Source organism: Aliirhizobium sp. YIM B11859 (assembly GCF_057163345.1).
The window spans coordinates 598208-623306 of the sequence record NZ_JBXHAY010000002.1; the positions used below are offsets into that span (position 1 = coordinate 598208).

Genomic DNA, 25099 nt, shown 5'->3' on the forward strand with positions numbered 1-25099 from the left:
CAAATGCGGAATGATTTTCAGCCTTGCCCCTTCGCCAGCGCGTTTGCGCGGTTAAACGGGCTAGTTGCAGCATTGAAACGGAGCAGACGTTGAACGAGATCAGCTACAAGGCCGCGTCCCAACAGTTTCGCAGTGGCCAGTACACGACATCGCTCGCCATCATCAATCGACTGCTCGACGTTCAGAAGGACGCCCGCACCTATATGCTGCTTGCCCGGACGCTGCATCAGCTGGGGCACAAGGCAGAAGCCGCTCAATCCTACCAGCTCGCGGCCGAAGCCGGCGGCCAGCATGCCGATGACAATCTGATCGAGAGCATCAAGCTCTATTTCGAACTCGGCGACAAGGATAAGGCACTCGCACTCGCCAACCGTATCCTGCCGAAAATCACTCGTGATCCCGGCCTTGCCTACATCGTCGCGTCTCTGCTGGTCGAGCGCAACCAGGCACGCCTTGCCCGTGTGTTCAAGACCATGCTGATAAAGAGCAACGAGCTATCGCATATGCAGCTCGGTGCGCGTATCTCGCTGCATACATGGGATATCTTCGATCCTTCAGACATCGAGACCGGACGTGTGCTGCTGAGCCGTCTACCGAACAACAATTCGGTGCGGATCATGTATCTCACCTTCAGCCGCGAACACAGCAAGTTCGACGCACTGGAGCGGCACCAGCCGATCATCGACGCGGCCGTCGCGGCAGGCGAGGTCGATTTCATCAAGTGGGACGGCACGTTCTTTAACCTGCACTGGACCGGTGACGAACATCTGAACCAGCTGGCACGCAGCAATACACCAAAGTTCTCGCCGCAGATGACCACCCTCCGGCACCAGATGCCGCATAAATGGTCGGACAAGATCCGCATCGGCTATCTGTCTTCCGACTTCTTCGACAAACACGCAACGATGAAGCTGCTTCGCAGGGTTCTCGAACTGCACGACCGCGACCGTTTCGAAGTCACGCTGTTTTGCCATTCCGAGCCCCGCATGCTGACGACGAACGAAGCCGACCGCAGCGAATGGGGCAACGTCGTTACCATCCGCGAGATGGAAGACGAGCAAGTCGTCAAGGAGATCCGGGCCCGCGGCATCGACATCCTCGTCGACCTCAAGGGCCATACGGTCGGCAACCGGAACAACATCCTGAACATGCAGGCAGCGCCGATCCAGGTGGCATGGCTGGGCTTCCCCGGCTCCACCGTGAATGTCGACCTCGACTACGTCGTCGGCGACCAATACGTGCTGCCGGACAGTTCCAAGCCGCATTATTACGAGAAATTCTGCCGCCTGCCGGAAACCTATCAGCCGAACGACCCAGTCCACAGGCCGCTTGCGCATCCGATGACGCGCAAGGAAGTGGGCCTTCCCGAAGATGCCTTTATTTATGCGTCATTCAACGCCAACAGAAAAATCACTGCGAAGATGATCGATCTGTGGGCTGCAATCCTGAAGGCCACGCCGAAGGGCATCCTCTGGATTTTGACCAATAATGCGGAAGGGCGCATCAACATTCAGAAGAAGCTGGTTGCGAGCGGGATTCCCGCCAAGCGCATCTACTTCATGACCAAGCTGCAGTTCGAGCACCACCTCAATCGTATCCCGCTCGCAGATCTCGGTCTCGACACCTATCCCGTCAACGGCCATACGACCACCTCGGAGCAGCTTTGGGCCGGCTTGCCGGTCCTGACCTACAAGGGTACGAACTTCGCTTCGCGGGTCACCGAAAGCCTGCTTCACGCGATCAATACTCCCGAGCTGATCGCCGAGGACGAGCAGGATTACCTGCGCAAAGCGATCGAGTTCGGTAACTCACCCGAACTCATCCAGCCAACGCGCCAGCGCCTTGAGGAAAATCGTTTCCTTAGCCCACTTTTCGACGCCGAACGTTTCTGCCGCCACATCGAAACGGGTTTTGAGATGATGGCTGACCGCGCAAGACAGGGGCTGAAGCCGGATCATATCGACATTCCGGCCCTTCCGGCTCGCACAGAGCCCTTTATGGACAAGGCCGACTGACGGCTGGACCACAAGGCGACCGACACCGACGCAGGCTGAATTCTGCGGTTCGCCATTTTCCAAGCATGATGCTTCCCAACGACCCTGCTTCCCCCGGCGGCACTTTGCCGGGCAAGGGATATCCTTGCCGAAACGCCGAAACGCGCTAGGCATATAGTGCAATCGAAGCTGGCAGATACGTGCCGGTGCGCGACACCGCGCCTTTACGTCAAACGCAGGAAATTTGCCAATTTCTCTTTAATTTCAACAATCCATGCCTGCACAAGTCTCGTGAACTAACCTTATCCTTGAGCGATTTCCTGAACCGATCACAACCTCAGGAAGCCCGAAAACAACGTTAACCATAAAACTGGCTAGACGGCTCACATGAAAACATGCCCCTACTCCACTGAACGCGAAGAGATCCTTGCCAAGGCGATAAGCCCGCTGGCAGCAGAACTGAGGTTGCTCGATGCGGCCGATCTCATTTCGCTCCTTCATTTCGAATATCACAGCACCATCGCTGATCTCGTGGAGTCTGCTGCAGAACTCTATTTCCATCCAGGCACGATCCGCTTCGGCGTCGGCGGCGACTTCGAGCTCGACTGGGGCACCTACCCGTCCGTGACGCTCAACCTGGAAATCCTCCTGCATGGTATCACCATCTACAGCCGGCTGAAGCTGGAACGCGACACCGCCAGCATCTCGATCAACTACATCAATTTCCAGAGCCCCTCGTCTGACCCTCACGAAAACACCTCGATGCTGGCCGACAGCCTGGAAAAGGTGATTTTCCGCAATAACAAGACCAGGGCGGCGCTGCGGCTGAGCGAACCGGCGGCGCATTAGGTTTCGCCGCGACATTTCATGCGGCGGCCTTCAAGGCGCCCGTTCCATACTTTGAATTCATTTGCCGCGCATTGCGCGGCAAATCTGTTTTGGGGATTGGCGGCAATTCATCGGCCGCACCTTTGGGGCGATGAGCGTTACGCGCATTTCTGCATCGCCATCGCCGCGCCCTGGCCTTCCTTCCTATCTTTTCGCAATAATCTCCAACGCCCGTATAACCGATGCAAAGGTACACTGCTCCCGTTTGCAGACAACCAGCAGGGTCCGGGAGTGAGACGACGGAGATCCGGCAAGCCCGCGGCGTGTGGCCGGGGCAGGTCGCAATGCGATCCTTCAGATAGTTCAGGGTCCTTCAAGCCGCTTATCCAGCCTGTCGCAGCGCCAGGACGTGCCCGCAATCTTCTGCGGCAGGTCTCGGCGTCACAGCGTGAACAGCAATGGGGATCTGTGCGATGGAGCGCTCACAAGAAGGGCTCGGATGGCTTCAGGCAAAAGAGAGCGGTCCAGATGGCCCATAGTCGCGGGCACTGTCGTGCGCTCCCTTGCAACGATCCATAGGTAATTAAGAGAAAGAGCGAACCAGCGAGCCGACGAGCAGGTTCCAACCATCGATCAGAACGAAGAACAGGATCTTGAACGGCAGCGAGATCGATGTCGGCGGCAGCATCATCATGCCCATGGCCATGGTGATCGTTGCGACCACCATATCGATGACGAGGAAGGGCAGCACGATCAGGAAGCCGATCTCGAAGCCGCGCCGGATCTCCGACAGCATGAAGGCCGGAATAAGAACCCGATAATAGGGCCGGCCATTGTCCGCGGTCTGCTGGCCCCGCTCGGTCGCCAGGTCGACGAACAGTGCAAGGTCCTTCGGACGAGCATTGGCCATCATGAAGGTGCGAAAGGGTTCGGCCGTGCGCTCGATCGCCTCGACCTCGGTCACCTGGTTCTGCAGCAGAGGCTGGATGCCGTTCCGCCATGACTGATCGAGCGTCGGCGACATGACGTAGAAGGTCATGAACATCGCCATGCTGGTGAGGATCATGTTGGAAGGCGTGGTGGCCAGTCCCATGCCGGTTCTCAGGATAGAGAAGGCAATGATGAAGCGCGGGAAGCTCGTCACCATCATCAGGATGCCGGGCGCGACCGAGAGAACGGTCAAAAGCCCGAAGGTGCGGACGATCCAGGCCGCCGCCGACCCATCGACCGGGACGTTGATCAGATCCTGCAATTGCTGCGCATGCGCAAGTTCAGGCGCCAGAGCCAGTGCAGCAACAAAAATAGCGAGACGAATCATTCGACAACAAAAGTCCTAATCAGAACCTTTGTTACACGCCCTTGGGACCTCAGGCTAGCAATCTCCTGGAGGTCGCCTTTCAAATATGTGAATCCACGCGGCCCCTGCAATTGCTGCAACGGAACGGTGCGCAGGTAGTTGACGATATTCTCGTTGACCGTATCGGCAAGTGTCGGATCCGGGGCGCCGTCGAAAACGAGTGCGACCTGAAGGCGGACCACATTTTCGGCCGGATAACCGATATTGGTAAGGATCGGCGAAAGCTCAAGCAGGTTTGTCTGGGCAGCGCCGGGCTTGGCCTCAGCCGCGGCCTTTTCGCCTTCGGCTGCCGGCGTTGCGGCCTCGGCTTCGGCCGGTTTCGGTGCCGGAACCAGCAGCTTGCCGGTAAACCAGCCGCCGCCGGCGCCGACAAGAGTCAGCACGACCACGGCACCGATCGTCGGGATCAGCGCGCTTTTCTTCTTCGGGACGGTTTCGTCCTCAGCCGTGATAGCCATGTTGTTTTATCCCTCGGCAAAAGGCCCGGACGCCTCAGAGCGGCGAGAACAGGTCCATGAGCTGCTGCCCGACCGGCGGCTGTTGAATTTCGGTGACACGACCGCGACCACCGTAGGAAATACGTGCCTCGGCGATCTTGTCGTAGGAGATCTTGTTATCCGAATCGACGTCCTGCGGCCGGACAATACCGGCAACGTTGAGGATACGGATCTCGTGGTTGACGCGGACTTCCTGCGAGCCGCTGATCAGCAGATTGCCGTTTTCCAGAACGCCGGTGACGACGGCGGCGACGAGCAGGTTCAACTGTTCGGACCGGGTGGTCGATCCCTTGCCGTCGGAGTTCGATGAGCCGTTGAAGCCGATGGTGGAGTCCGTATTGGGCTTCCATCCGAAGATGGTCGCATTGGCATTCCAGGCCGTCGTCTTGTCGTTGCTCTTTTCGAGCTTGGTCTCGTTGTCGAAATCGGCCTTGTCGTTGATCTTGATGGTGACCGTCAGGATGTCGCCGATATTGAGCGCGCGGGCATCCTTGAACAGGGTGGCCTGGCTGTCGCTCCACAACGAATAACCGTTGTTCATGTTATGTGGCCGCTTCGGATAGGAAGCGAGCTGAGGCGCCTGGCTGAACTGCAAGCCACTGCCGATCGGGCTCATCGACGGCACGTTGCCGATTTCCTTGACCGCCTGGGGCGTCTGGCAGCCGGTCAGAAGCGCCACGGACATCAGTATAGCGGGAGAGACTTTGTTCATGACGGATCTTTCGACGTGTTGGGATCCGCTGCACTGGCAATGATGGACGCAACGGCGGCAGCCTTCTTGGAATCCATCTCGCTCAGTATCAGGCCGGATTGACGAGGCGGAAGCCGCATGATGATCGCAGCGGCGAGGCCGGCCTGCATCTCTGACAACTGGGGTGCTGCGGTATCGGGCTTCATCGTCTTGAAAATATCGACAAGCCCGCCTTCCGCCTGTTTCATGAAGGCATTGCGGCGGGCAAGCCAGTCTTCGTACTCGGCCTTGCGGGTCTCCATGACCGCGATACGATCATTGATCCCGGACTGAAGCTTATCGAGATCTTCCTTCTGCAACGCATAACGACGATCGCGCGCTGCATCCGCGATGTTGTTGCAGTACTGGAGGACCTCGTTTTCGCTCGTCTGGCCGGTCGTGTCGCGAACCTGTTCCTGAGCGTCAGCCGAGGGAAGCGCGACCAGAAGGCCCAACAGCGCGAGCGCGGGAAGAAGGACCGTGGAGCGTTCCCACGGTTTCGTTTTTGAGGCAGATAGATCGGGACCACTCATTGCAGGACGAGCTCCGCTTGCAGCGCACCCGCGGACTTGATGCCCTGGAGGATGGCGATGATTCCATCAGGCTTGACGCCGATGCTGTTGAGACCGGCCACCAGCGAGCGCAAGTCCGGACCTTCAAGAACCGCCACCGGACCACCGGTCTTCTGGGCAGTGATGTCGGTCTGCGGCTGGACGTAGGTCTCTCCCCTGGAGAACGGCAGCGGCTGGATGACCTGGGGCATTTCAGTAACCTGGACCGTCAGCGTGCCGTAGCTGACCGCCACCTTCGAAATACGCACGTCGGCACCGATGACGATCGTCCCTGTGCGTTCGTTGATGACGACCTTGGCCGGCGTGTCGGTCTCGACCGCAAGGTTCTCTATCCGCGCCATGAGGCGGGCGAGATCTTCCTGCGGCGGTTTCTGAACGGCCACGACCTGGCTGTCGCGCGCCTCGGCGATCGGCATCCGGTAGGTCGCGCTGGAAAAGGCGTTGATCACGTCGGCGACGCGGATGGCGGTCGAGAAATCCGGATTGCGCAATTGAAGGACGAGTGCGCCCGAATCCTTGAAGCGCGACGGCAATTCGCGTTCGATGATGGCACCGCCGGGAATACGGCCGGCCGTGGTGATGCCCTCGGTAATCTGGGCCGCGGCACCTTGCGCGTTAAAACCGGAGACGACGACGGCGCCCTGTGCGACGGCATAGATCTGCCCGTCGGCACCGGTCAGCGAGGTCATCACCAGCGTGCCGCCACGAAGCGAAGTCGCGTCGCCGAGCGAGCTGACCGTCACATCGATACGGCTGCCGGGACTGGAGAACGGCGGCAGGTTCGTCGTTACCATGACGGCAGCAACGTTCTTGGCGGCGGATTGCCCACCCTGGGTCGAGATGCCGAGGTTCTGCAGCATCGCCCGCATGGACTGATCGGTAAACGGCGAGGAACGCAGGCTGTCGCCGGTTCCCTGCAGACCGACGACGAGACCGTAGCCGATGAGCTGGTTGTCACGTCCGGCCTGTAGCGAAACCACGTCCTTGATGCGGGCATTCGACGCCGCCTCGACGGCCGAGGCCGCGGCGAGGAATACCAGCAGACTGGCGACGATCCTTGTGAGCATTCTGCCGATCATTTCTGAGCAACCTCGACATTCCCATCGGTTCTGACCGTGCCGTTGACGATGACGCCGCTTTCCACGTTTCTGACGCGGATGCTGTCACCAGCCATGGCGTCCTGCAACGACGACCCTGAGGCCGAAATCGTCAGGCCTCCGACGTTGAAAAGGATACGCACCGATTTCCCCCGCTCGATGGTGAAGGGCTCGCGCAGGGAAGAAGCCAGTATGGTTCTTCCCGGAACGAGTGTGCGTTTGGCGACCTTGCCGATCACCTGAGTGACGTCCGAGGTGTAGCCGCCGGCAATATTCGGATTGGTCACTTCTACCTCCGTCACCTGCCCCGCGGAGATGATATCTCCCGGGAAGATCGTCGAGGTCGGCACGACTGCATAAATCGGCTGGGCAATCGCGACCTGCGATCCGGCACCAGCAATGACCAGCAGCGCAAGAATTGCGCTGCTGATAGCCGACCGAAATGCATTCCTGATAGGAAACATCATGTTTGCCCCGTCCGTTTTTCGTTACTTCAGGTTCTTGCTGACGATCTGCGCCATCTCGTCGGCCGTGGTAATGACCTTCGAGTTCATTTCATAGGCACGCTGCGCAGAGATCAGATCGGTGATTTCCTTGACAGAATCGACGTTGGAATTTTCCACGTAGCCCTGCTTGAGGTAACCGTAGCCGGTTTCCGTCGGCGTCGAGACGACGGCGTCGCCGGAGGCCTCGGTAACGCCGAACAGGTTGTCACCCATCGGCCGCAGGCCTGCGTCGTTGGCAAACAGCGCCAGCTGAAGCTGGCCGAGCTGCGTCATGTTCTCGTCGGAGCCGATACGGGCGGACACGGTGCCGTCCTCGGCAATGGTCACCTCGGTCGCATCGGTCGGAATGGTGATTGCCGGGATAACCCCGTAACCATCGATCGTCACCAAGCGGCCGGTCGAATCCTTGTTGAGCGAACCGGCACGCGTATAGAGCGTCGTGCCATCCGCACCTTCAACCTGCAGCCAGCCGTGGCCGACGATGGCAACGTCGAGATCGTTGCTGGTCTGGGTGAGTTCACCCTGTTCGAAGAGCTTGCGCGTGGCTGCGGTCTGTACGCCGAGACCGATATTGGCACCTTCCGGGACGACCGCCTGGTTGGCGCGGTTGGCCACGCCTGCAGCGCGCTCGGTCTGGTAGAGAAGATCGGTGAACTCCGCACGGCCGCGCTTGAATGCGGTCGTATTGATGTTGGCGATGTTGTTGGCGATGACTTCGAGATTTGTCTGCTGGGCGTTCATACCCGTAGCGGCAATGGCCAGTGCTCTCATGACGGTAAAACCCCTGCTTTCTAGATTTGCATTTTAGTGATGTCGAGATAGGCCGAAACGACCCTATCTCTCAGTGCAACGGCGGTCTGGAGAGTACGGTTTGCTTCCATGACGGCATCGACGACTTCGCGGGTCGTTGCCTTGCCCTGGATGCCAGCAAAGGACATCGCCTCGCCCTGCTTGACGCTATCGAGCGCACCCTTGGCAGCATCGCCGAGGAAGCTGGCAAAGCTTGGGCCGGCGACACCGGTGGCAGCCGTACCGACTGCAGCGCCCAGCATGTTCGACAGGCTGCTGCCGGTGGATTCGGTCTGGTCGAGGCCACTGGACTTCGTCAGCGAACCGATGCCTGAAATGCTATCGATCATAATTAACCTTTCAACAAATCGATTGTCGACGAGATCAGATCCCGCGTCTGCTTGATGCTCTGGAGGTTTGCCTCGTAACTGCGATTGGCTTCGCGAAGGTCGGCCATTTCGATCATCACGTTGACGTTCGGATATTTGACCATGCCCTGCTCGTCGGCAGCCGGATGATTGGGATCGTATTCCTCGACGAAATCGCCCTGATCGGTGCCGATCTTCTTGACATCGACCAGACTGACGCCGGCGGTACGATCCATCTCATCGCCGAAGGTGATGATCTTGCGGCGATAGGGATCGGCGCCTGAGGTGTCGCCGGTGGTCCGTGCGTTCGCGATGTTTTCGGAGACGACACGCAGGCGGGTGGACTGAGCCTCCATGCCGCTGCCTGCAATCTTCAATGAAGCGATCAGTGAATCCATCTTACTTACCCAGCGCCGTCAGCATCATCTTGTTGAGGGATTGAACGAGCTGCGTGTTCAGTTCGAACTGACGCTTGATCTCGCCCATCTTGGTCATTTCCCCGGCAAGCGAGACGGTGTTACCCGATTCCTGCACGCCGATTTCCTGATTGAGCTTGCTGTCCTTGAGCTCGACCGCGCCGTTGCCGGCGATGTCTGCGGTCATGTGAGCCGGATTGGTCCTTGCCATTTCCATGGAGCCCATGCCGCTTGCAGACTTCAGTTCGGAATCGAAAGGCGACACGTCCTTCGAATGGAACTTCGGCGTATTGGCATTGGCAACGTTCGTCGTGACTACCTGCTGTCTGACGGAAAGCCATTCTGCCTGCCGAGACGCAAGCTCGAACAACTGGATCGGCTGGGTGGTCATGGGTGTTCTCCATCTTGTTGTCCCGGAAGCTAGAGGGACAATCTTGCGCGGGACTTGCCGGCGGGGACAGCGCGCAAATTTCGGGAAAAACGAAGTAATTTCCGCTGTCGCGGCCAAACAGGTTCGCGCAAGCCATGGCACTTAACTGTCTCTGGAAATTGCCAGAGCTCTCCCCCGCGAGGGCATGCGGCGTATCCTCAAGTCAGGAGCAACACATGCAATCCGGTCTCTATGTCGGCCTGTCCTCGCAGATAGCACTCGAGCGTCGTCTCACGACGATCTCGGACAATATCGCCAACATGAATACGGTGGGCTTTCGCGCCACCGAGATGAAATTCGACCAGGTCCTCAGCCAGACGCAGAACGAGAACCGCACCAAGATCGCGTTCGTGTCGCAGGGCAACGACTATCTCTCGACCCGCAACGGCGAACTCGAGCAGACGGGCAATTCGCTGGATTTCGCCGTCAAGGGCGATGCATGGTTCCAGGTCCAGACGCAGCAGGGTCAGGTGCTGACACGCGACGGTCGCTTCTCGATGGCAACCAACGGCGACCTCGTGTCGACACAGGGTTATCCGGTGCTCGATTCTGGCGGCGGGCCGATCCAGCTCGATCCGACCGGCGGCACGCCGAGTGTCGGCACGGATGGCCGTATCACCCAGGCCGGACGCGTCGTCGGGCAGATCGGCATCTTCACGGCCGATATCAGCAAGGGCTTCTACCGCGCCGACAATAGCGGTGTCGTGCCGACCGATACGCCACAGCCCGTCGTCGACACGGCTGGAGTTGGCGTGATGCAGGGCTTCCTCGAGCAGTCCAATGTCAATGCCATCGGCGAGATGACGCAGCTCATCCAGGTGAACCGTGCCTTCGAGAGCATTTCGTCGCTGATGGACACCAGCGAAGACAGCTTCTCCGAGGCCATGAAAACGCTCGGCGGTAGCTGACGGACAAGGTAATGATGACCACGGCCCAAACCGACGACTTCCAGCCGGTCGAGATGAACCGCCTGGATCGATTGGCCGACATGGCGGCCTTTTACGCCAATCCGGCCCATGTACTGTCATGGGGCGGACGGGTGAGAATGATCGCCGCCGGCTATTATACGGTGAGCGGCCTTTCAAAACATGTCCGGCTGGGCGAGTTCGTTTCCCATCAGAGCGCCACGGGCACGCATATGGGCGAGGTCGTTCGCGTCGAGCCGGATCTCATCTATGTCTGCCCGATCGAGCCGGGCGAACCGATCGGCGTCGACGACCTGGTCCTGCGCGCCGGCGAATTTCGTCTCGCTCCCAGCGACAGCTGGTGCGGGCGGACGATCAACTCGATGTGCAAGCCGATCGATGGCAAGGGGCCGCTGCGCGAAGGACCGCTGCAGCGCTCGATCAATACCCAGCCACCGCCATCGATGACGCGCAGACGCGTCGACACCTCATTTCGCACCGGCGTGAAGGCCATCGATATCTTCGCGCCGATCTGTTACGGCCAGCGCCTCGGTGTTTTCGCCGGTTCCGGCGTCGGCAAGTCGACGCTGCTGTCAATGCTCGCCAAGGCCGATGCCTTCGACCGCGTGGTGATCACGCTGGTCGGCGAACGCGGCCGTGAAGTGCGTGAATTCATCGAGGATACGCTTGGCGACAATATCGCCAAGGCGGTGATCGTCGTTACCACCAGCGACGAAAGCCCTATGCTGCGCAAGATGGCGCCGCTGGTCGGCATGACGATCGCCGAACATTTCCGCGACCAGGGCCAGAACGTCCTGTTCATCGCCGACAGCGTGACGCGGTTCGCCCATGCCATTCGCGAGGTCGCGATCGCCGCGGGCGAGCCGCCGGTCGCGCGCGGTTATCCGGCATCCGTGTTCACCGAGCTGCCGCGCCTGCTCGAGCGGGCCGGTCCGGGCATGGAAGGCGCCGGCACGATCACGGCGATCATCTCCATCCTTGTCGACGGCGACAATCACAACGATCCGATCGCCGATTCGACGCGCGGTATTCTCGACGGGCATATCGTGCTCGACCGGGCGCTTGCCGACGAAGGCCGTTATCCTCCGGTCAATCCGCTGTCATCGATTTCCCGCCTGTCGCGCAAGGCATGGACCAGCGACCAGGAACGGCTGGTGTCGAGGCTGAAGGGGCTGATCAGCGTCTTCGAGGAGACCAAGGATCTGCGACTGATCGGCGGCTACAGGCCGGGTTCCGACCCGGATCTCGACATGGCGGTCAAGCAGGTTCCGATCATCTACGAGGTGCTCAAGCAGTCGCCCGGAGACCCGATCGTCATCGACGCCTATACGGAGCTCGCCAACGCGCTCAAGGCATCTCTCACCAACAATAATCGCGCAATGCCGGCAGCAAAGAGGGGCCCATGATGGCAAAGTTCCCAGGCAAAACGGGACTTAGGCCGCGCAGACGTGCCTCATCCGGCAGTGCCGTAACGAAGCCGGTCGACCGCTGGCTGGTCGCCGTGCTGGTCGGCTTCTCCATGCTCTGCGCAGCCTTCCCTTGGTATGTCTTCTTCAATCAGGACAAGTTCGGCGTCAATGTCGCGGGATGGGAAGGCATGCGGGATGTCCGGCACAACCGTCCGGCAGGTGAAGCGGCTATCGGCGCCCTGCGCGACCCGCTGGCCGACGAGACGGAGAGAAACCTCATGCCGCCTCCGGCCGACGACCGCCTGACGACCGCGGCCATTCCAGCAAGCCGATCGGATGATCGCGGCGAGGCCTCCGGCTTTCAGGATCAGCCTTTCCCGGGCGGGACGGAATTCAAACTCATGCATGTTGCAAACGGCCGCGCCCTGATCGAGAATGCCAGCGGAATTTTCCTGGTTCAGATCGGCTCTAAGCTGCCGGACAATTCGCGCCTTGCGAGCCTCAGGCAGCGTAGCGGTAAATGGGAAATCGTCACCTCTGCAGGCAAGATCTACAGCCAATAGAGCGCTGACGCTGCATACCGGGAAATCGGGAATAGGCAGCAACAGTCTCACGCAAGGCAGACACTTTATCTGTCCATTCAAGCACAAGCGTTGGATACGAGCTTAAAATGAATCTTATTATCGGATTTGTAATCACCATTGGCTGTATCATTGGCGGCTTCATGGCCATGGGCGGCCACGTCGGGCTCCTCATGCAGCCTTTCGAACTTGTCGTTATCGGCGGCGCCGGTGTCGGCGGCTTCATCATGGCCAACCCCATGAAGGTGCTCAAGGATTCCGGCAAGGCGCTGGGCGAGATCTTCAAGAACGCGGTTCCCAAGGAACGGGCCTATCTCGAAGTCCTCGGCGTTCTCTACTCGCTGATGCGCGATCTGAGAACCAAATCACGAAACGAGATCGAAGCTCATATCGACAACCCCGCAGAATCGCCGATCTTCCAGTCGGCGCCTTCCGTTTTGAAGGATGTCGAGCTGACGTCGTTCATTTGCGACTACGTCCGCCTGATCATCATCGGCAATGCCCGTTCCCACGAGATCGAGGCGCTGATGGACGAGGAAATCGAAACGATCCTTCACGATCGCCTGAAGCCGTACGGCGCGATCCAGCTGATGGGCGACGCCTTCCCTGCCCTCGGCATCATCGCCGCGGTGCTCGGCGTCATCAAGGCGATGAGCCACATCAACGAATCTCCGGAAGTCCTCGGCGGTCTGATCGGCTCGGCGCTGGTCGGCACGATGCTCGGCATCTTCCTGTCCTATTGCCTCTGCAATCCGATCGTATCGCAGATCAAGATCGTGCGGACCAAGCAGCATCGGCTCTACATCATCGTCAAGCAGACCCTTCTTGCCTACATGAACGGCTCCGTGCCGCAGGTGGCGCTTGAATACGGTCGCAAGACGATCTCCTCCCACGACCGTCCGTCGATCGACTCGGTCGAGCAGGAAATGATGAAGCCCGGCGGCGACACGAAGGCGGCATGACGACCATGCAGAATAGCAATTCTCAAGCTTCGCAGCCGAGACCGGCAATGGAACGGGCACTGCTGGCCCGCCTGACCGGCGCCCTTGGCGATCAGAAGACGCTGGAGCGGCTGACGCAGGATTTCGGCAGTCTCTACCTGGCCTTCCTGCCCGACGTTCTGCAGAGCGAACTCGATCTTGCCGTGGAAGTCACCTATGAAGGCTACAAGTCGGGCGTGATGAGCGAGCTTGTCGGCGGGCTGGGCGACAATGTCGCGCTGGCCGACGCGACGTTGCGGAACTGGTGTCCAAATTTCGTGATCGCCTGCGGCAACGCTTTCGTCATCACCATGATGGAAACCCTGCTCGGAGCGGCGCCAAGCACCATTTTCCAGCCGCCCATGCGCCCTCTTTCGCAAATCGAGCTGGATCTTTCGGTGGTGGTCTTCGACAAGATTTCCCAGATCCTGCGTTCGGGCGTCAATGCGACGGGTGGTTTCGAGCCGGCGATCGAGCCGCCGCATAATGCCGATGCAAGGCTGAAGCCGGAGGATGATGCGGCCGATCCATTCGCCGTTTCGATCCGCATCGGCCTCAAGCTCGGCAAGGTCACGTCCGATTTCTATCTGATCGTTCCGCAGCAGCATCTGCTGAAGACAACGGTGACGCTTCCCAAGCCCAAGGGCGAGTTTTCCCGCGACCGCGAGCAGTGGACGGAAAGCATGTCCGACCAGGTTCGCCGCTCGCGCGTGACGCTGGAAGCGAAGATCCCGCTCGAGGCCCTGACGCTTGCAGCGATCTCGAGACTTTCTGCTGGCGACGTCATTGCCTTCCGTGACAGCGAAGAGATCGTCGTCGACGTCAGCGCAAACGGCCGCGAGATGTACAACTGCGAATTCGGCAAAAGCGGCGAGAACTACACGGTTCGCGTCAAAGAAAACGTCAGCAACGAAAACGACATTTTGAAACATTTGCTCGGCTAGAGCAGAGGACCGCTGTGACCGGGCGAAGACAAGTCTGGTGGCCGATAAATTTGGAACGGGAATGCTAATTTCATGGCGACAAAGAAAACAGCTTCGACGGAAGAAAACGCACTGGACACTCCGGGTTCGGATTTCGACTTCGATAACGCAGTCGACGAACTCCGTGGTGTGATGAAGCACGACGCCGATGGCACAATGCCTTCGGCGGACGACAGTTTCGGTTTCGACTTCCCTGCCGGCGCCGAAGCCAGCCCGGAAATGCCCTCATTCGGCGACGATGCCGGTCCTGGCTCCGATTTCGGTTTTGCAGCCAGCACGGCAAGCGAAAATACCGGAGCCGGGCTGCACACCAATCTTGACCTGATCATGGATATCCCGATTGATGTTCATGTCGTGCTTGGAACGAGTCGCATCTCGGTCTCGAATCTGATGAACCTGCAGGAGGGTGCTGTCGTGGCACTCGACAAGAAGATTGGCGAACCTGTTGACATTACGGTCAACGGCCGCCGCATCGCCCGCGGAGAGATTACCGTTCTCGAAGGCGACGATACCCGCTTCGGCGTAAAGCTCATTGAAGTCATGAGCTCCAGGACCTCCTGATCCTGACGTCGAAAGCAAAGAGGAAAAGACCATGATGGACTTTGAAGACTTCGGCGGGGCATTGACAGAAAGCCCTCTTTCCCAGGCGGAAAAGGCAGCAGCCGTGCTGCTCGCCATGGGAAAGAACGTCGCCGGAAAGCTGCTCAAGTATTTCACCCAGGCGGAACTGCAGGCAATCATCGCCGCAGCGCAGACCCTGCGCACCATCCCGCCGAACGAGCTTGGGCAGCTGGTCAACGAGTTCGAGGACCTGTTCACCGAAGGTGCAGGCCTGATGGACAATGCCAAGGTCATCGAAAGCATCCTCGAAGCGGGTCTGACCCCTGAAGAAGTCGACAGCCTGCTTGGCCGCCGCATGGCTTTCCAGTCCTATGAAGAATCCATCTGGGACCGTCTGCAGGAGGCCGATCCCGACTTCATCTCCGCCTTCCTGATGCGCGAACATCCGCAGACGGTCGCCTATATCCTCTCGATGCTGCCTTCCGGCTTCGGCGCCAAGGTGCTGCTGAAACTGCCCGACAGTCAGCGCGCCGATATCATGAACCGTACGGTCAACCTGAAGAACGTCAATCCGAAGGCGGCCCAGATCATCGAGAACAAGGTCATCGACCTGATCAACGAGATCGAACGCGAGAAGAATTCCGCCGGCCCGGCAAAGGTTGCGGAACTGATGAACGAGCTGACCAAGCCGGATGTCGATACGCTGCTCAACTCGCTCGAGGAGATCAGCCAGGAAGCCGTGGCCAAGGTCCGACCGAAGATCTTCCTGTTCGAAGACATCCTGCTCATGCCGCAGCGCAGCCGCGTCCTGTTGCTCAACGACATTTCCGGCGAAGTGCTCACAATGGCGCTCCGGACATCGTCGCCGCAGCTGCGCGAAAGCGTGCTTTCGTCGATCAGCCCGCGCTCGCGCCGCATGATCGAATCGGATCTTCAGGTCGAAATGGCCGGCACCAACCCGCGCGAAATCGCAATTGCCCGCCGGGCGATCGCCCAGGAAGCGTTGCGGCTTGCCAATTCAGGACAGATCATGCTGAAGGAGAAGCAAGAGGAGCCGGCAGGCGCCGCGGCCTGACGCCTAACGCAATCTCCCGCGGTGGCTCGCGATGTTTTCGCTCATCGTCTTGCACGCCCCACCCCAAATACATCGACCCGAAAATCGGCAACGATTTTCGGGTCGATGCGTATGCAGCAGGGCTCCGAAGCATCCTGCTCGCATGGCCCAAGCTCTGAAGCGGCCAATCGCTGTTGAAAACGGCGGTTCCATCCGATCCTCCGATTGCCCGTGTCCGGCCACGCGAATAGGGTCTCGGCAAAGACGAGAGCAGGTGACGATCCTTCCGGACCGCTCCTTTCGCTTTAAAGTTTTTGTTTCGCCGCATGTCGTCCCCGCAAACCCGGCACAGCCTTGCGCGACATGCTCCAGTTCGCATGGTCAGTCATAGACCGCCAGGAAGACGCCCGTGGCAGACGATCAGGACAAGGACAGCAAAACAGAAGAGGCAACCGAGAAAAAGATTCGGGACGCATTCGCCGAGGGCAACACTCCCTCGTCTCGTGAAGTTCCGATGTTCGCCTCGGCGCTCGCCTTCTACATCTACCTTGTCTTCTTTATGCCAAGCGGCGCGTCACATCTTGCCGAAACGCTTCGCGACCTCTTCGAGAAACCGGATCAATGGACGATACAATCGTCAAGCGACCTGGTGTCGCTGGCCGTTCGTCTGATGTGGGATGCGAGCAGCCTGGTCTTGCCGGCGGCAATCCTGTTCATGGTCTTTGGTGTCGGTTCCAACGTCGCGCAGCACATGCCGCAATTCGTCCTCAAGCGGATCACACCGCAGGCGAACCGCATCTCCGTGGTCAAGGGCTGGAGCCGGATATTCAGCGTGCCCGGCCTGGTCGAATTCGGCAAGTCGCTGTTCAAGATCGTCATCGTATCGATCATCATGGTGATCGTCCTCCGCAACGATTATTTCAAGGCGCTGGATGCGCTTTATTCGGACCCCCAGGTGATCCTGGTGGTGATAACGGCGGTGATGAAGAAGATCATGATCGTGATCCTGTTTGCCACCGGCATCCTTGCCATCGTCGACTTCTTCTGGACGCGGCATCATTGGTACACCTCCATGCGAATGACCAAGCAGGAGGTGAAGGACGAATTCAAGCAGTCCCAGGGCGACCCGATCGTCAAGGCACGCATTCGCTCCATCGGTCGTGACCGCGCACGCCGCCGGATGATGGCCAATGTTCCGCGTGCCACGCTCGTCATCACCAATCCGACGCATTACGCCGTCGCATTGCGCTACGCACAGGGCGAAAGCGAGGCTCCGATGGTGCTCGCCAAGGGCCAGGATCTCGTCGCGTTGAAGATCCGCGAAGTCGCACAGGAGCACAACATCCCGATATTCGAGGATCCACCGCTGGCACGTTCGATGTTTGCGCAGGTCACCGTAGACGGGGTCATTCCGCCGCCATTCTACAAGGCCGTCGCCGAACTTATCCACCGCGTCTACGCGCTGAAGGCGAGACGCGGCCAAAGGCGCTAGGGCATTCCCGCTAAAAACGGTGCCGCCTTCGATGCTCTACGTTCCCGTTTTCGAGCGATCGAAGATGCGAGGCCATTTCAAGCCTTTTTCCGAACCGGCTCGGAAGCGCTTGTGGTTCAGGTGATGTAACCAAGCCTGATCGCCTTGGCGATCGCCTGGATGCGGTTGACGGAATCGAGCTTGATCGTCGCCGAACCGAGATAGGCATTCACCGTGTGAACGGACAGGCCGAGTTTTTCGGCGATTTCTTCGCTGATCCGCCCGTCGCCTGCCAGCTGCAGGCAGGTGATTTCGCGCTCGCTCAATGTTTCCGACGGCAGGCTGCGCCGCTCGTCGAGCGCCAGGAGATCCATCATGATCTGGCTGCTCTGGACGTGATGTTCGATGACCTGATCGGCTGTCGGCTCAAGCACGCCGCCGAGAAACGCCACATATCCGTTTCCGAGCGCGCCCAGCCGCACCGGAAAAACCAGGCCCGAAAAAGGCAAGTTCGTCGCCTCCAGGCGCCGGATCAGCGGTGCGAACTCACCAGCATCGGAGATACCGCCGACATCCGATCCGTTCCAGATCAGAGGCAAAAGAGACATTTCGATATGGTCGAGCAAGATTTCCTCGACCTCACCCATCAGCCGGGCACGATCGTCCACCGCTCCGGTTCCCCAGTTTTCCAGTTCGCATACGAGTTTGCGCTTGTTCGGCAGGCCGGCGCCGGTGATGCGGAAAACCGCGAAGTTGCGAGCCTTGAGGCTCTTCTGCATGGCGACCAGTTTGGGAAATATGTCGGATCGGCTCGATCCACGCTGCAGGCGCAGGTATTGAATGCTGCCTGGCCCGTCTGTCGTGCCGCCTCGTGAATATCCCATTCGATCGCCGCCCTAGACCAGATTGTTACGAACCGCGTAGGCAATCGCCTCGGAGCGGGTCTTTGTCGCCGTCTTTCGCATCACACTTGTGATGTAGTTGTTGATCGTATTGCGCGAGATACCGAGAATAACGGCGATCTCATCACTGGTCTTGCCTTCGGCAATCCAGAAAAGGCATTCCAGCTCGCGCTCGGTCAGCTCGAAATCGCGCTCCGTGCGTAATTCAACGCTCTCGACGAAGCTCGCGCCATAAGCGGCCAGAAGCCCGACCTCCTTCAACTGCTCCTGAGACAGGATGATGCCCTCAAGGAACAGCAGCATAAGAGAAAAGCGCGTCCGACCGACGCAGAAGGTCACGGAGCAATACTGACGGCTGATCTTGTCCGGCAGCGCGACATCATCCGGCAGAAGTGAAAAGCTCGGCGTCAGAACAGAAAAACATTTCTCCAGCTCGGTCGAGCGGGCATATCCGCTTGCCAGATCGGAGCCAAGCCGCCGGACGAGATCGAAGGGCCAATTAGAGGTGACGATGAAATCGAGACCCTGATCCTGGATCAGGTCATATCTGACAAGCAGAAAATGCGAGGCGCCGACATGATCAGCAAGCAACCGCATGATGACCTGGAGATTTTCCGATCCCGTCAGGGCAGAGAGGCGGCGGGCAAGCTGCTCGCGAGACAAAGAACGAGTGCCGTTTGGTTCAGGAAGTGAACGGCCTTGCGGCTTGGCATCCATGCCCGATAGCTCCATTCGTTATCTGCTCCCGTTGCGTGGACCATGACCTCGCGTGAGAAGCCGTCCAATATCCCGTTTCGCCAATAACTACTTCAAACCGCGAATCGACAGTTCCTCGGGACCGCCGACGAATCATGGCATATCTTAGGAGATGCACTCACATTTGCCATCGCCCGTAACGGGGATTTCGCCATTTGCGTTCCGAGTGTCGCATTTTGGCCAGATCTTTCACGACGGAAAGCCTGATGAAAGCATGAAAAAGGCCGGAGATAGCCCCGGCCTTCCATAATCATATTTTCGTGACTGCTTATTAAGCGGCCTTTTCGAAGGCCCATTTGCGGAGAATTTTTGCCGCACGCTCTTCGGAAATCTCGACCATGCGGGAAAGGCGCTTCTCGGGACCTTCCTTGACGCGGCGGTTGAAGCCATCGCCGTCTTCGTCGCCGAGCAAATCGTTGCTGCCGTCGAAGCCGAAGTCGGAGCCGAAACCGTCCATGAGAGCAGGTGCGCCACCGGCCGGAGAGAAGTCGGGCAATTCGAGCCCGGCGCCCTCGGCCAGCGCCTCGCTCGAGGCATTGGTGCCCGTGACGGTGCGGATGATCGGACGCAGGCCAAGCCAGACCACCAGGAAGGCGACCGCGAGGAAGGCGAGCGAGTTGATGATGCCGCCGGCATTGCGGGTCAGGACTTCGGTCACGCTCGGGCCAGTTGCGGCCTCGTCGAGGAGCTGGGTTTCCAGGAAGTCCATCGCCGTCAGGGTGACCACGTCGCCGCGTTCGGTGCTGATGCCTGCTGCAGACGAGACGATCTTCTGCATCTCTGCCAGATAGGCATCGATCTTCGCCTGGTCGACCGGCTCACCGACCATCTTGGCGATGCGGCCCTTGTTGACGACGACGGCAATTGACACCTTTTCGATGGCATAGCTGTTGCGGGTCGTTGCTGTGGTCTTCTGGTTGATTTCGTAGTTGGTCTGTTCTTCGCGCTTGTCGGACTGGTCGGAAGATTTCGGTCCGTTGGCGCCGCCCTGATCCGGAGCGGCCTGCGGCACGTTCTGCTCAACGGTCGTGGCATTGTCGTCGGCCGACTGCTGCGACTGCGAATTCTCCTTGGTGGTGCGAACGGAACGTTCGACGCGGGAATTCGGGTCGTAGACGGTCTCCTGGATCTGCTGGCTATCGGTGTTCAACGAAGCCGTGACGCTGGAGCGGAAGTTGTCCATGCCGAGGAACGGCGCCAGCGCCTTGTCGATATTGGTTTCGATTTCGGACTGAACCGACTGGACGATGCCGAGCGAACGGTTGAGCTGGTTGTTGCTGCCGTCGTCGCCGGAGGCAAGCAGCTGGCCGGTCGAGTCGAGGATCGTGACGTCTTCCACATCAAGGCCCGGAACGGCGGATGCGACCAGATGACGGATCGACGATGCGGCCTTGCGGCCGGTCGAGGAATTGGCGCGAATCATCACCGAAGCGGTCGGCTTCTGCTGCGCGCGACGGAAGTTGCCGACGTCGGGCATGACGAGGTGGACACGTGCGGCGGAGACGCCGCTGATCTGCTGGATCGACCGGGCGATCTCGCCCTCAAGGGCTCTGACGCGGGTCACTTCCTGCATGAAGGAGGTCAGGCCGAGCGAACCAACATTGTCGAAAAGCTCGTAACCGGCATTGGTGCTGTTCGGCAGGCCCTTTTCGGCCAGCATCAGGCGAGCCTTGCTGGTGGTGCCGACCGGAACCTGGATGCTCTTGCCGTCGGAACCGACCTCAAAATCCATGTTCGCTTCGGCAAGCGCCATGCTGACCTGATTGAGATCACTGGTCTCTAGGTTCACATAAAGCGTCTCGTAGGCAGGCTTATTCACGAACATCGCGGCAGCCACGACGATCGCGACAGAAATCGCAGCTGCAGCGCCCATGGCAATAAGTCTGGTCTGGCCGAGTCCCGCCAGATTTTTAAAAATTTGTGAAAATTGAGCTAACAGATTCATTCTGTTCCCACATCGCCGAACACGGTTATAGAGCTTCTGCTCAAGCGCACCCTAGGATGCGAAGCTTGTGCGAGCGTTTCGGCAATATGGAATGTCGGAGATGAGCAGCGGCCGAAGTCGGCAGCGGTGGCGCCAAGGCCGGATCAGAAGAAATCGAAGTCGCCGGCTGCTTTGCTTAAGGGTTGAGAGTGGCCATGACGCAGGCCGTTTGCAAGCGATTTCTGCATGTCGGCCAGTTTCACCAGGCTGAGCGCGGTGGAGACATCGACCCGCCAGCTGTCGGGAATGGTGCCGGTAATGGTATCGACAAACTCGGCAAGGCCACGGGTTTTCTGGACCGCAAGGTCGATACCCTGCAGGATCTTCATCGTGTCGGGCGAATTCAGGATATCCGCACCGCCGACTTCCAGGATCTGGGGCTCGACCCGCTCGATCAGATAGGCAACGTCATGCAGTTCCGAGACCAGCCGCATCAGGACGTCCGGCAGAGATTCCTCCAGGGTATCGGTTGGCGGCGTCACAATGTTGTTCATGAGTGTCCCCGGAAATCGCTTGGAATGAAGGTCAGAAGAATTCGATGGAATTGTCGACAGGCTTTGGCGGCGTACGGACCGGGCGTTGCTCGAGTGCGACGGTTCTTTGGGTTTCCGCCCCCGTCAGCGGGTATTGCCGAGCACGGCCATGCACCGGCCAGTATTCCAGCTTGCGGCCGTGTTCGCCGCCGGTGGAGGAGCCGACGACCTGGATCCCCTCGTCCCTGAGGAACTCCATGGCGAAGGCAGCATTCTGCTCGCCGACGTTGGAGAAACTCGCAATCGTCTTGGCTCCGCCGAATACCTTGGCTTCGAGCCGGTCGCGCCGGGCGCCCTTCTTCAGCAAGCCGTTGATCAACAGCTCCATCAGATGCACGCCGTAACGCGTGGCGTCGCCCCCCGATGCCATGGCCCCGCCCGAGCCCGGCAAGAGGAAGTGGTTCATGCCGCCGACACCGGCGACCGGATCCCGAAGACATGCGGCCACGCACGATCCAAGTATCGTCGACAGAACGACTTCAGGGTCGTCTATGACCTTGTACTCGCCCTGGATGATATGGACGCGCCTGACCGCGATGGCATCATTCATTTTAGGGCTCCGAACACCGCCTCAATCGCGGCCTTCATCTTTTCGATGGTGAACGGCTTGGCCAGCACGTTGTTGGCGCCGAGCTGGGCGGCCTTCTGAACCAGCGCCCGGTCACCCTGGGCTGTCAGAATGATGAAGGCAGCCTTTTTCGTCGACGGGTTCGCTCTGACAGCCTGCAGGAAGCCGATGCCGTCCATGTTGGGCATGTTGAAGTCGGAGATGACCAGATGGTGCGGCTGCTCGGACATGATCTTCATGCCCTGAACGCCATCGCCGGCAGAGGTGATCTGCTTGAAGCCGAGCTGTGTCAGGGCGTCGCTGAGCAGCAGCCGGCTGGTCACCTGATCATCGACAATCAGAACTTTGATTTTTTCAGCGAGAGACATTTATTCAGTACCTTCTTTTCGGGCGGCAGTTAACTTCAAAACTTCTTCTCCGATGGAGCCCAGGGGAAGTTGCAGCTCGACGGCACCCAGCTCGTGGGCAACCCTCGGCATCCCATAGACCACACAGGTCTTCTCGTTCTGTCCGATAGTGCGTGCGCCGGCGCTGCGCATCTTCAGAAGTCCGGAAGCCCCATCGCGCCCCATGCCGGTGAGAATCACGCCTACCGCGTTGCGGCCGGCCAATTCCGCGACTGAATCAAAGAGAACATCGACCGACGGCCGGTGGCCGTTGACGGGTTCCTTCTCGATCAGCCGGCAGCATGGTGCTGACGGGTTTGCCACCTGCATGTGTCGTTCACCACCGGGCGCGAGGTAGACCTTGCCGATCTCCAGGCGTGCGCCATCAGTCGCTTCCTCCACAACAGGAGCGCAGATACGATTAAGACGTTCAGCAAAACTTTTGGTAAACGTCGAAGGCATATGTTGAGTAATCACGGTCGGCGGGCAGTTTTGCGGAAACTTTTGCAACACCGCGATCAGTGCTTCCACACCTCCGGTCGAAGATCCGATAGCCACAACCTTGCGGCCGACGCGGTATTCATGAACGGATGGTGGTGGAACGACTTGCGCCGGCGTCGGCGCGGAGGCCCAGCGGCGGCCGGAACGGGCCGCAGCCTTGACCTTCTCCGCCAGATCCATGAAGGGCCGACGATCGCCAGGTGAAGGTTTGCCGACGCAATCGAATGCACCGATCTCGAGAGCCGCCAGTGTCGCGTTGGCGCCGTGATGGGTCATCGTCGAGACCATGATCACCGGCATAGGCCGCAGGCGCATGATCTTCTCAAGGAATTCCAGACCGTTCATGTTGGGCATCTCGATGTCCAGCGTGACGACGTCCGGGTTCAACTGCTTGATGGCTGCGCGGGCTTCCATCGCGTCACCCGCCTGACCGACCACGTTGACGTCGGGATCGGAATTCAGGACAGCGGTGATCAACCCACGCATGGTGGGGCTATCGTCGACAACGAGGACGCGGGCGGGTGCTGCACTCATGCCTTGCGTCCTCCATGCTTGCCGATATAGCGGTAGGTGGTGATGCCGATATTGTCGAAGAGGTTCTTCGCATCGCCCGACACGCGCTCGGAATGGCCGATATAGAGATGGCCGGCATCCGGCAGCAGCGAGGCAAAGCGCGACCAGATCTTCATCTGCGTCGGCTCGTCGAAATAGATCACCACGTTGCGGCAGAAGATCACGTCGAAGCCGCCCTTGAACGGCCATTGGGCCATCAGGTTCAGTTCGTTGAAGGTGATCAGCTTCTTGACGCGATCGTCGACCTGGCACTTGCGGCGGCCGCCGACATCAACGTCGCGGAACCACTGCTTGCGCATCGCCGGAGAGACGCTTTCGAGCGCGCCTTCGTCATAGGCACCGGCGCGTGCGATGGCGAGGATCTTGGGGTCGATATCGGTCGCCAGGATGCGGAAATCGTAGTCGGCAGCGTTGGGGAAAAGCGCAAGCACCGTCAGCGCGATCGAATAGGGTTCCTGGCCGTCGGAGCAGGCGGCCGACCAGATGCGGACCCTGCCGCCGGCCTTGGCGCGGTTTATGAGACCCGGCAGGACTTCGTCGCGAAGATGCTCGAAATGATGGTTCTCGCGGAAGAAACGGGTGAAATTGGTGGTCAGATGCGACAGCATCTCGCGCCGCACCGGAGCCCCTTCGGGAGAGGCAACCAGGGCGCAATACTCGCGAAAGCCGCGCAGGCCGAGATTGCGGATATGCTTCGACAGGCGCGAATACACGAGCGAGGCCTTGGAATCATTGAGATAGATTCCAGCATCCGCATAGATCATCGCAGCAATTTCGGAGAGGTCCTTACGGGTCAGCGGATATTCTCCGCTTGCCAGCACCTCATCCGGCGACTGCCGGGTTTCAATCGCGCCCAACGGCATCATGCAGCTTCACTTTCCTTGTCGTGAGCTTTCTCGGGGAAAAGAGCGTCCAGATCGATCAGGCAGATCATCCGCGTGTCGATCGCCAGGATACCCCTTGCGTACTGCTTCTCCAGTTCCGACGAAATTTCCGGAACTGGCTGGATAGTATCGTCCGAAATCGTAAGGATATCGGAAACGGCCTCTACCAGCAGACCGACGGTGCGGCTTTTCACCTGCGCCACGATAATCACGTGGCGAGCCGTCGGCTCCGCTTCCTTCATCCCCAACCGGGCTGACATATCGATGATCGGCAACACCGCGCCGCGAAGATTGACCACGCCCAGGACATAGGCAGGCGCATGCGGCATCGGGGTCGCCTGCGTCCAGCCGCGAATTTCGCGGATGGACATGATGTTCACGCAAAACTCCTGATCGCCGATCCGGAAAGCGATCAGCTCGCGGTTTGCCTGCGAGAGAGACCTTGCGGAATCAGACACGCTCA

The 25099-nt window shown here is 59.3% G+C and carries 29 protein-coding genes; 10 read left to right on the forward strand and 19 right to left on the reverse strand.

The genetic code is table 11. From position 1 onward, the window contains the following. Positions 1 to 89 precede the first annotated feature (89 nt). Together AC2GXZ_RS09105 and AC2GXZ_RS09110 are read left to right on the forward strand one after the other, a co-directional pair. On the forward strand, positions 90 to 2015 hold the full coding sequence (locus tag AC2GXZ_RS09105; RefSeq protein WP_483758834.1) for an O-linked N-acetylglucosamine transferase, SPINDLY family protein: 1926 nt from the start codon (positions 90 to 92) through the stop codon (positions 2013 to 2015). 366 nt (positions 2016 to 2381) lie between these two features. Beyond that, complete coding sequence (locus AC2GXZ_RS09110; RefSeq protein ID WP_483758835.1) at positions 2382 to 2843, forward strand: hypothetical protein; 462 nt, start codon at positions 2382 to 2384, stop codon at positions 2841 to 2843. Between the two features lie 562 nt (positions 2844 to 3405). Here AC2GXZ_RS09110 and fliP read toward each other — a convergent pair. The 10 genes from fliP to flgB are packed head-to-tail and all read right to left on the reverse strand — an operon-like array spanning position 3406 to position 9545. After that, on the reverse strand, positions 3406 to 4140 hold the full coding sequence (gene fliP / locus AC2GXZ_RS09115; protein ID WP_483758836.1) for a flagellar type III secretion system pore protein FliP: 735 nt from the start codon (positions 4138 to 4140) through the stop codon (positions 3406 to 3408). Beyond that, complete coding sequence (locus AC2GXZ_RS09120) at positions 4137 to 4637, reverse strand: flagellar basal body-associated FliL family protein (RefSeq protein ID WP_483758837.1); 501 nt, start codon at positions 4635 to 4637, stop codon at positions 4137 to 4139. Before AC2GXZ_RS09120 ends, fliP begins: the two co-directional genes overlap by 4 nt. A gap of 34 nt (positions 4638 to 4671) precedes the next feature. Next, positions 4672 to 5388 (reverse strand): flagellar basal body L-ring protein FlgH, encoded by a 717-nt coding sequence (gene flgH / locus AC2GXZ_RS09125; protein WP_483758838.1) that lies wholly within the window; start codon positions 5386 to 5388, stop codon positions 4672 to 4674. After that, positions 5385 to 5939: a MotE family protein gene (locus AC2GXZ_RS09130; RefSeq protein ID WP_483758839.1), complete on the reverse strand. Its 555-nt coding sequence runs from the start codon at positions 5937 to 5939 to the stop codon at positions 5385 to 5387. Before AC2GXZ_RS09130 ends, flgH begins: the two co-directional genes overlap by 4 nt. After that, positions 5936 to 7057 (reverse strand): flagellar basal body P-ring protein FlgI, encoded by a 1122-nt coding sequence (locus AC2GXZ_RS09135; protein WP_483758840.1) that lies wholly within the window; start codon positions 7055 to 7057, stop codon positions 5936 to 5938. The genes AC2GXZ_RS09130 and AC2GXZ_RS09135 overlap by 4 nt, the downstream gene beginning before the upstream one ends. Continuing rightward, positions 7054 to 7542, reverse strand: coding sequence for a flagellar basal body P-ring formation chaperone FlgA (flgA, locus tag AC2GXZ_RS09140; protein WP_483758841.1), 489 nt, complete (start codon positions 7540 to 7542; stop codon positions 7054 to 7056). The genes AC2GXZ_RS09135 and flgA overlap by 4 nt, the downstream gene beginning before the upstream one ends. A gap of 21 nt (positions 7543 to 7563) precedes the next feature. Beyond that, entirely contained in the window at positions 7564 to 8352 is a 789-nt protein-coding gene (gene flgG / locus AC2GXZ_RS09145) for a flagellar basal-body rod protein FlgG (protein WP_483758842.1), read from the reverse strand. 20 nt (positions 8353 to 8372) lie between these two features. Next, on the reverse strand, positions 8373 to 8720 hold the full coding sequence (gene fliE, locus AC2GXZ_RS09150; protein WP_483758843.1) for a flagellar hook-basal body complex protein FliE: 348 nt from the start codon (positions 8718 to 8720) through the stop codon (positions 8373 to 8375). A gap of 2 nt (positions 8721 to 8722) precedes the next feature. Beyond that, positions 8723 to 9136, reverse strand: coding sequence for a flagellar basal body rod protein FlgC (gene flgC, locus AC2GXZ_RS09155; RefSeq protein WP_483758844.1), 414 nt, complete (start codon positions 9134 to 9136; stop codon positions 8723 to 8725). Position 9137: 1 nt separating this feature from the next. Further along, positions 9138 to 9545: a flagellar basal body rod protein FlgB gene (flgB, locus tag AC2GXZ_RS09160; RefSeq protein ID WP_483758846.1), complete on the reverse strand. Its 408-nt coding sequence runs from the start codon at positions 9543 to 9545 to the stop codon at positions 9138 to 9140. Positions 9546 to 9760: 215 nt separating this feature from the next. On the opposite strand from flgB, the gene flgF reads away from it, so the two are divergent. The 8 genes from flgF (at position 9761) to flhB (ending at position 17570) form a co-directional block, all read left to right on the forward strand. After that, positions 9761 to 10492, forward strand: a complete 732-nt coding sequence (gene flgF / locus AC2GXZ_RS09165) for a flagellar basal-body rod protein FlgF (RefSeq protein WP_483758848.1) — start codon at positions 9761 to 9763, stop codon at positions 10490 to 10492. 11 nt (positions 10493 to 10503) lie between these two features. Then, a complete protein-coding gene (fliI, locus tag AC2GXZ_RS09170; RefSeq protein ID WP_483758849.1) occupies positions 10504 to 11916 on the forward strand; it encodes a flagellar protein export ATPase FliI in 1413 nt (470 codons plus the stop codon). Next, the gene (locus tag AC2GXZ_RS09175) at positions 11916 to 12482 is read left to right on the forward strand and encodes a hypothetical protein (RefSeq protein WP_483758850.1); all 567 of its coding nucleotides are present in this window, start codon (positions 11916 to 11918) and stop codon (positions 12480 to 12482) included. Before fliI ends, AC2GXZ_RS09175 begins: the two co-directional genes overlap by 1 nt. Before the next feature lie 107 nt (positions 12483 to 12589). Beyond that, on the forward strand, positions 12590 to 13462 hold the full coding sequence (gene motA, locus AC2GXZ_RS09180; RefSeq protein ID WP_483758851.1) for a flagellar motor stator protein MotA: 873 nt from the start codon (positions 12590 to 12592) through the stop codon (positions 13460 to 13462). Between the two features lie 47 nt (positions 13463 to 13509). Further along, on the forward strand, positions 13510 to 14424 hold the full coding sequence (locus tag AC2GXZ_RS09185) for a FliM/FliN family flagellar motor switch protein (protein WP_483758852.1): 915 nt from the start codon (positions 13510 to 13512) through the stop codon (positions 14422 to 14424). Positions 14425 to 14496: 72 nt separating this feature from the next. After that, entirely contained in the window at positions 14497 to 15024 is a 528-nt protein-coding gene (gene fliN / locus AC2GXZ_RS09190) for a flagellar motor switch protein FliN (protein WP_483758853.1), read from the forward strand. A gap of 31 nt (positions 15025 to 15055) precedes the next feature. Next, positions 15056 to 16099 (forward strand): flagellar motor switch protein FliG, encoded by a 1044-nt coding sequence (gene fliG / locus AC2GXZ_RS09195; RefSeq protein ID WP_483758854.1) that lies wholly within the window; start codon positions 15056 to 15058, stop codon positions 16097 to 16099. Between the two features lie 388 nt (positions 16100 to 16487). After that, positions 16488 to 17570: a flagellar biosynthesis protein FlhB gene (gene flhB, locus AC2GXZ_RS09200; RefSeq protein WP_483758856.1), complete on the forward strand. Its 1083-nt coding sequence runs from the start codon at positions 16488 to 16490 to the stop codon at positions 17568 to 17570. A 116-nt stretch (positions 17571 to 17686) separates the two neighbouring features. Here flhB and visR read toward each other — a convergent pair whose 3' ends face one another. From visR to AC2GXZ_RS09245, 9 genes are all read right to left on the reverse strand, one after another. Then, complete coding sequence (visR, locus tag AC2GXZ_RS09205) at positions 17687 to 18433, reverse strand: transcriptional regulator VisR (RefSeq protein WP_483758857.1); 747 nt, start codon at positions 18431 to 18433, stop codon at positions 17687 to 17689. Between the two features lie 12 nt (positions 18434 to 18445). Continuing rightward, positions 18446 to 19168 carry a transcriptional regulator VisN gene (visN, locus tag AC2GXZ_RS09210; protein ID WP_483758858.1) on the reverse strand — a complete coding sequence of 241 codons (723 nt, stop codon included), beginning with the start codon at positions 19166 to 19168 and terminating at the stop codon, positions 18446 to 18448. 310 nt (positions 19169 to 19478) lie between these two features. Further along, on the reverse strand, positions 19479 to 21152 hold the full coding sequence (gene fliF / locus AC2GXZ_RS09215) for a flagellar basal-body MS-ring/collar protein FliF (RefSeq protein ID WP_483758859.1): 1674 nt from the start codon (positions 21150 to 21152) through the stop codon (positions 19479 to 19481). Positions 21153 to 21295: 143 nt separating this feature from the next. After that, the gene (cheT, locus tag AC2GXZ_RS09220) at positions 21296 to 21685 is read right to left on the reverse strand and encodes a chemotaxis protein CheT (protein WP_483758860.1); all 390 of its coding nucleotides are present in this window, start codon (positions 21683 to 21685) and stop codon (positions 21296 to 21298) included. Between the two features lie 31 nt (positions 21686 to 21716). Continuing rightward, the gene (gene cheD, locus AC2GXZ_RS09225) at positions 21717 to 22274 is read right to left on the reverse strand and encodes a chemoreceptor glutamine deamidase CheD (RefSeq protein ID WP_483758861.1); all 558 of its coding nucleotides are present in this window, start codon (positions 22272 to 22274) and stop codon (positions 21717 to 21719) included. Beyond that, on the reverse strand, positions 22271 to 22660 hold the full coding sequence (locus tag AC2GXZ_RS09230; protein WP_483758862.1) for a response regulator: 390 nt from the start codon (positions 22658 to 22660) through the stop codon (positions 22271 to 22273). The genes cheD and AC2GXZ_RS09230 overlap by 4 nt, the downstream gene beginning before the upstream one ends. Then, positions 22661 to 23713, reverse strand: a complete 1053-nt coding sequence (gene cheB, locus AC2GXZ_RS09235) for a protein-glutamate O-methylesterase CheB (RefSeq protein WP_483758863.1) — start codon at positions 23711 to 23713, stop codon at positions 22661 to 22663. It abuts the gene before it with no gap. Next, positions 23710 to 24618, reverse strand: coding sequence for a protein-glutamate O-methyltransferase CheR (cheR, locus tag AC2GXZ_RS09240; RefSeq protein ID WP_483758864.1), 909 nt, complete (start codon positions 24616 to 24618; stop codon positions 23710 to 23712). The genes cheB and cheR overlap by 4 nt, the downstream gene beginning before the upstream one ends. Beyond that, positions 24615 to 25094 (reverse strand): chemotaxis protein CheW, encoded by a 480-nt coding sequence (locus AC2GXZ_RS09245; RefSeq protein ID WP_483759388.1) that lies wholly within the window; start codon positions 25092 to 25094, stop codon positions 24615 to 24617. Before AC2GXZ_RS09245 ends, cheR begins: the two co-directional genes overlap by 4 nt. Between the last annotated feature and the right edge of the window lie 5 nt (positions 25095 to 25099).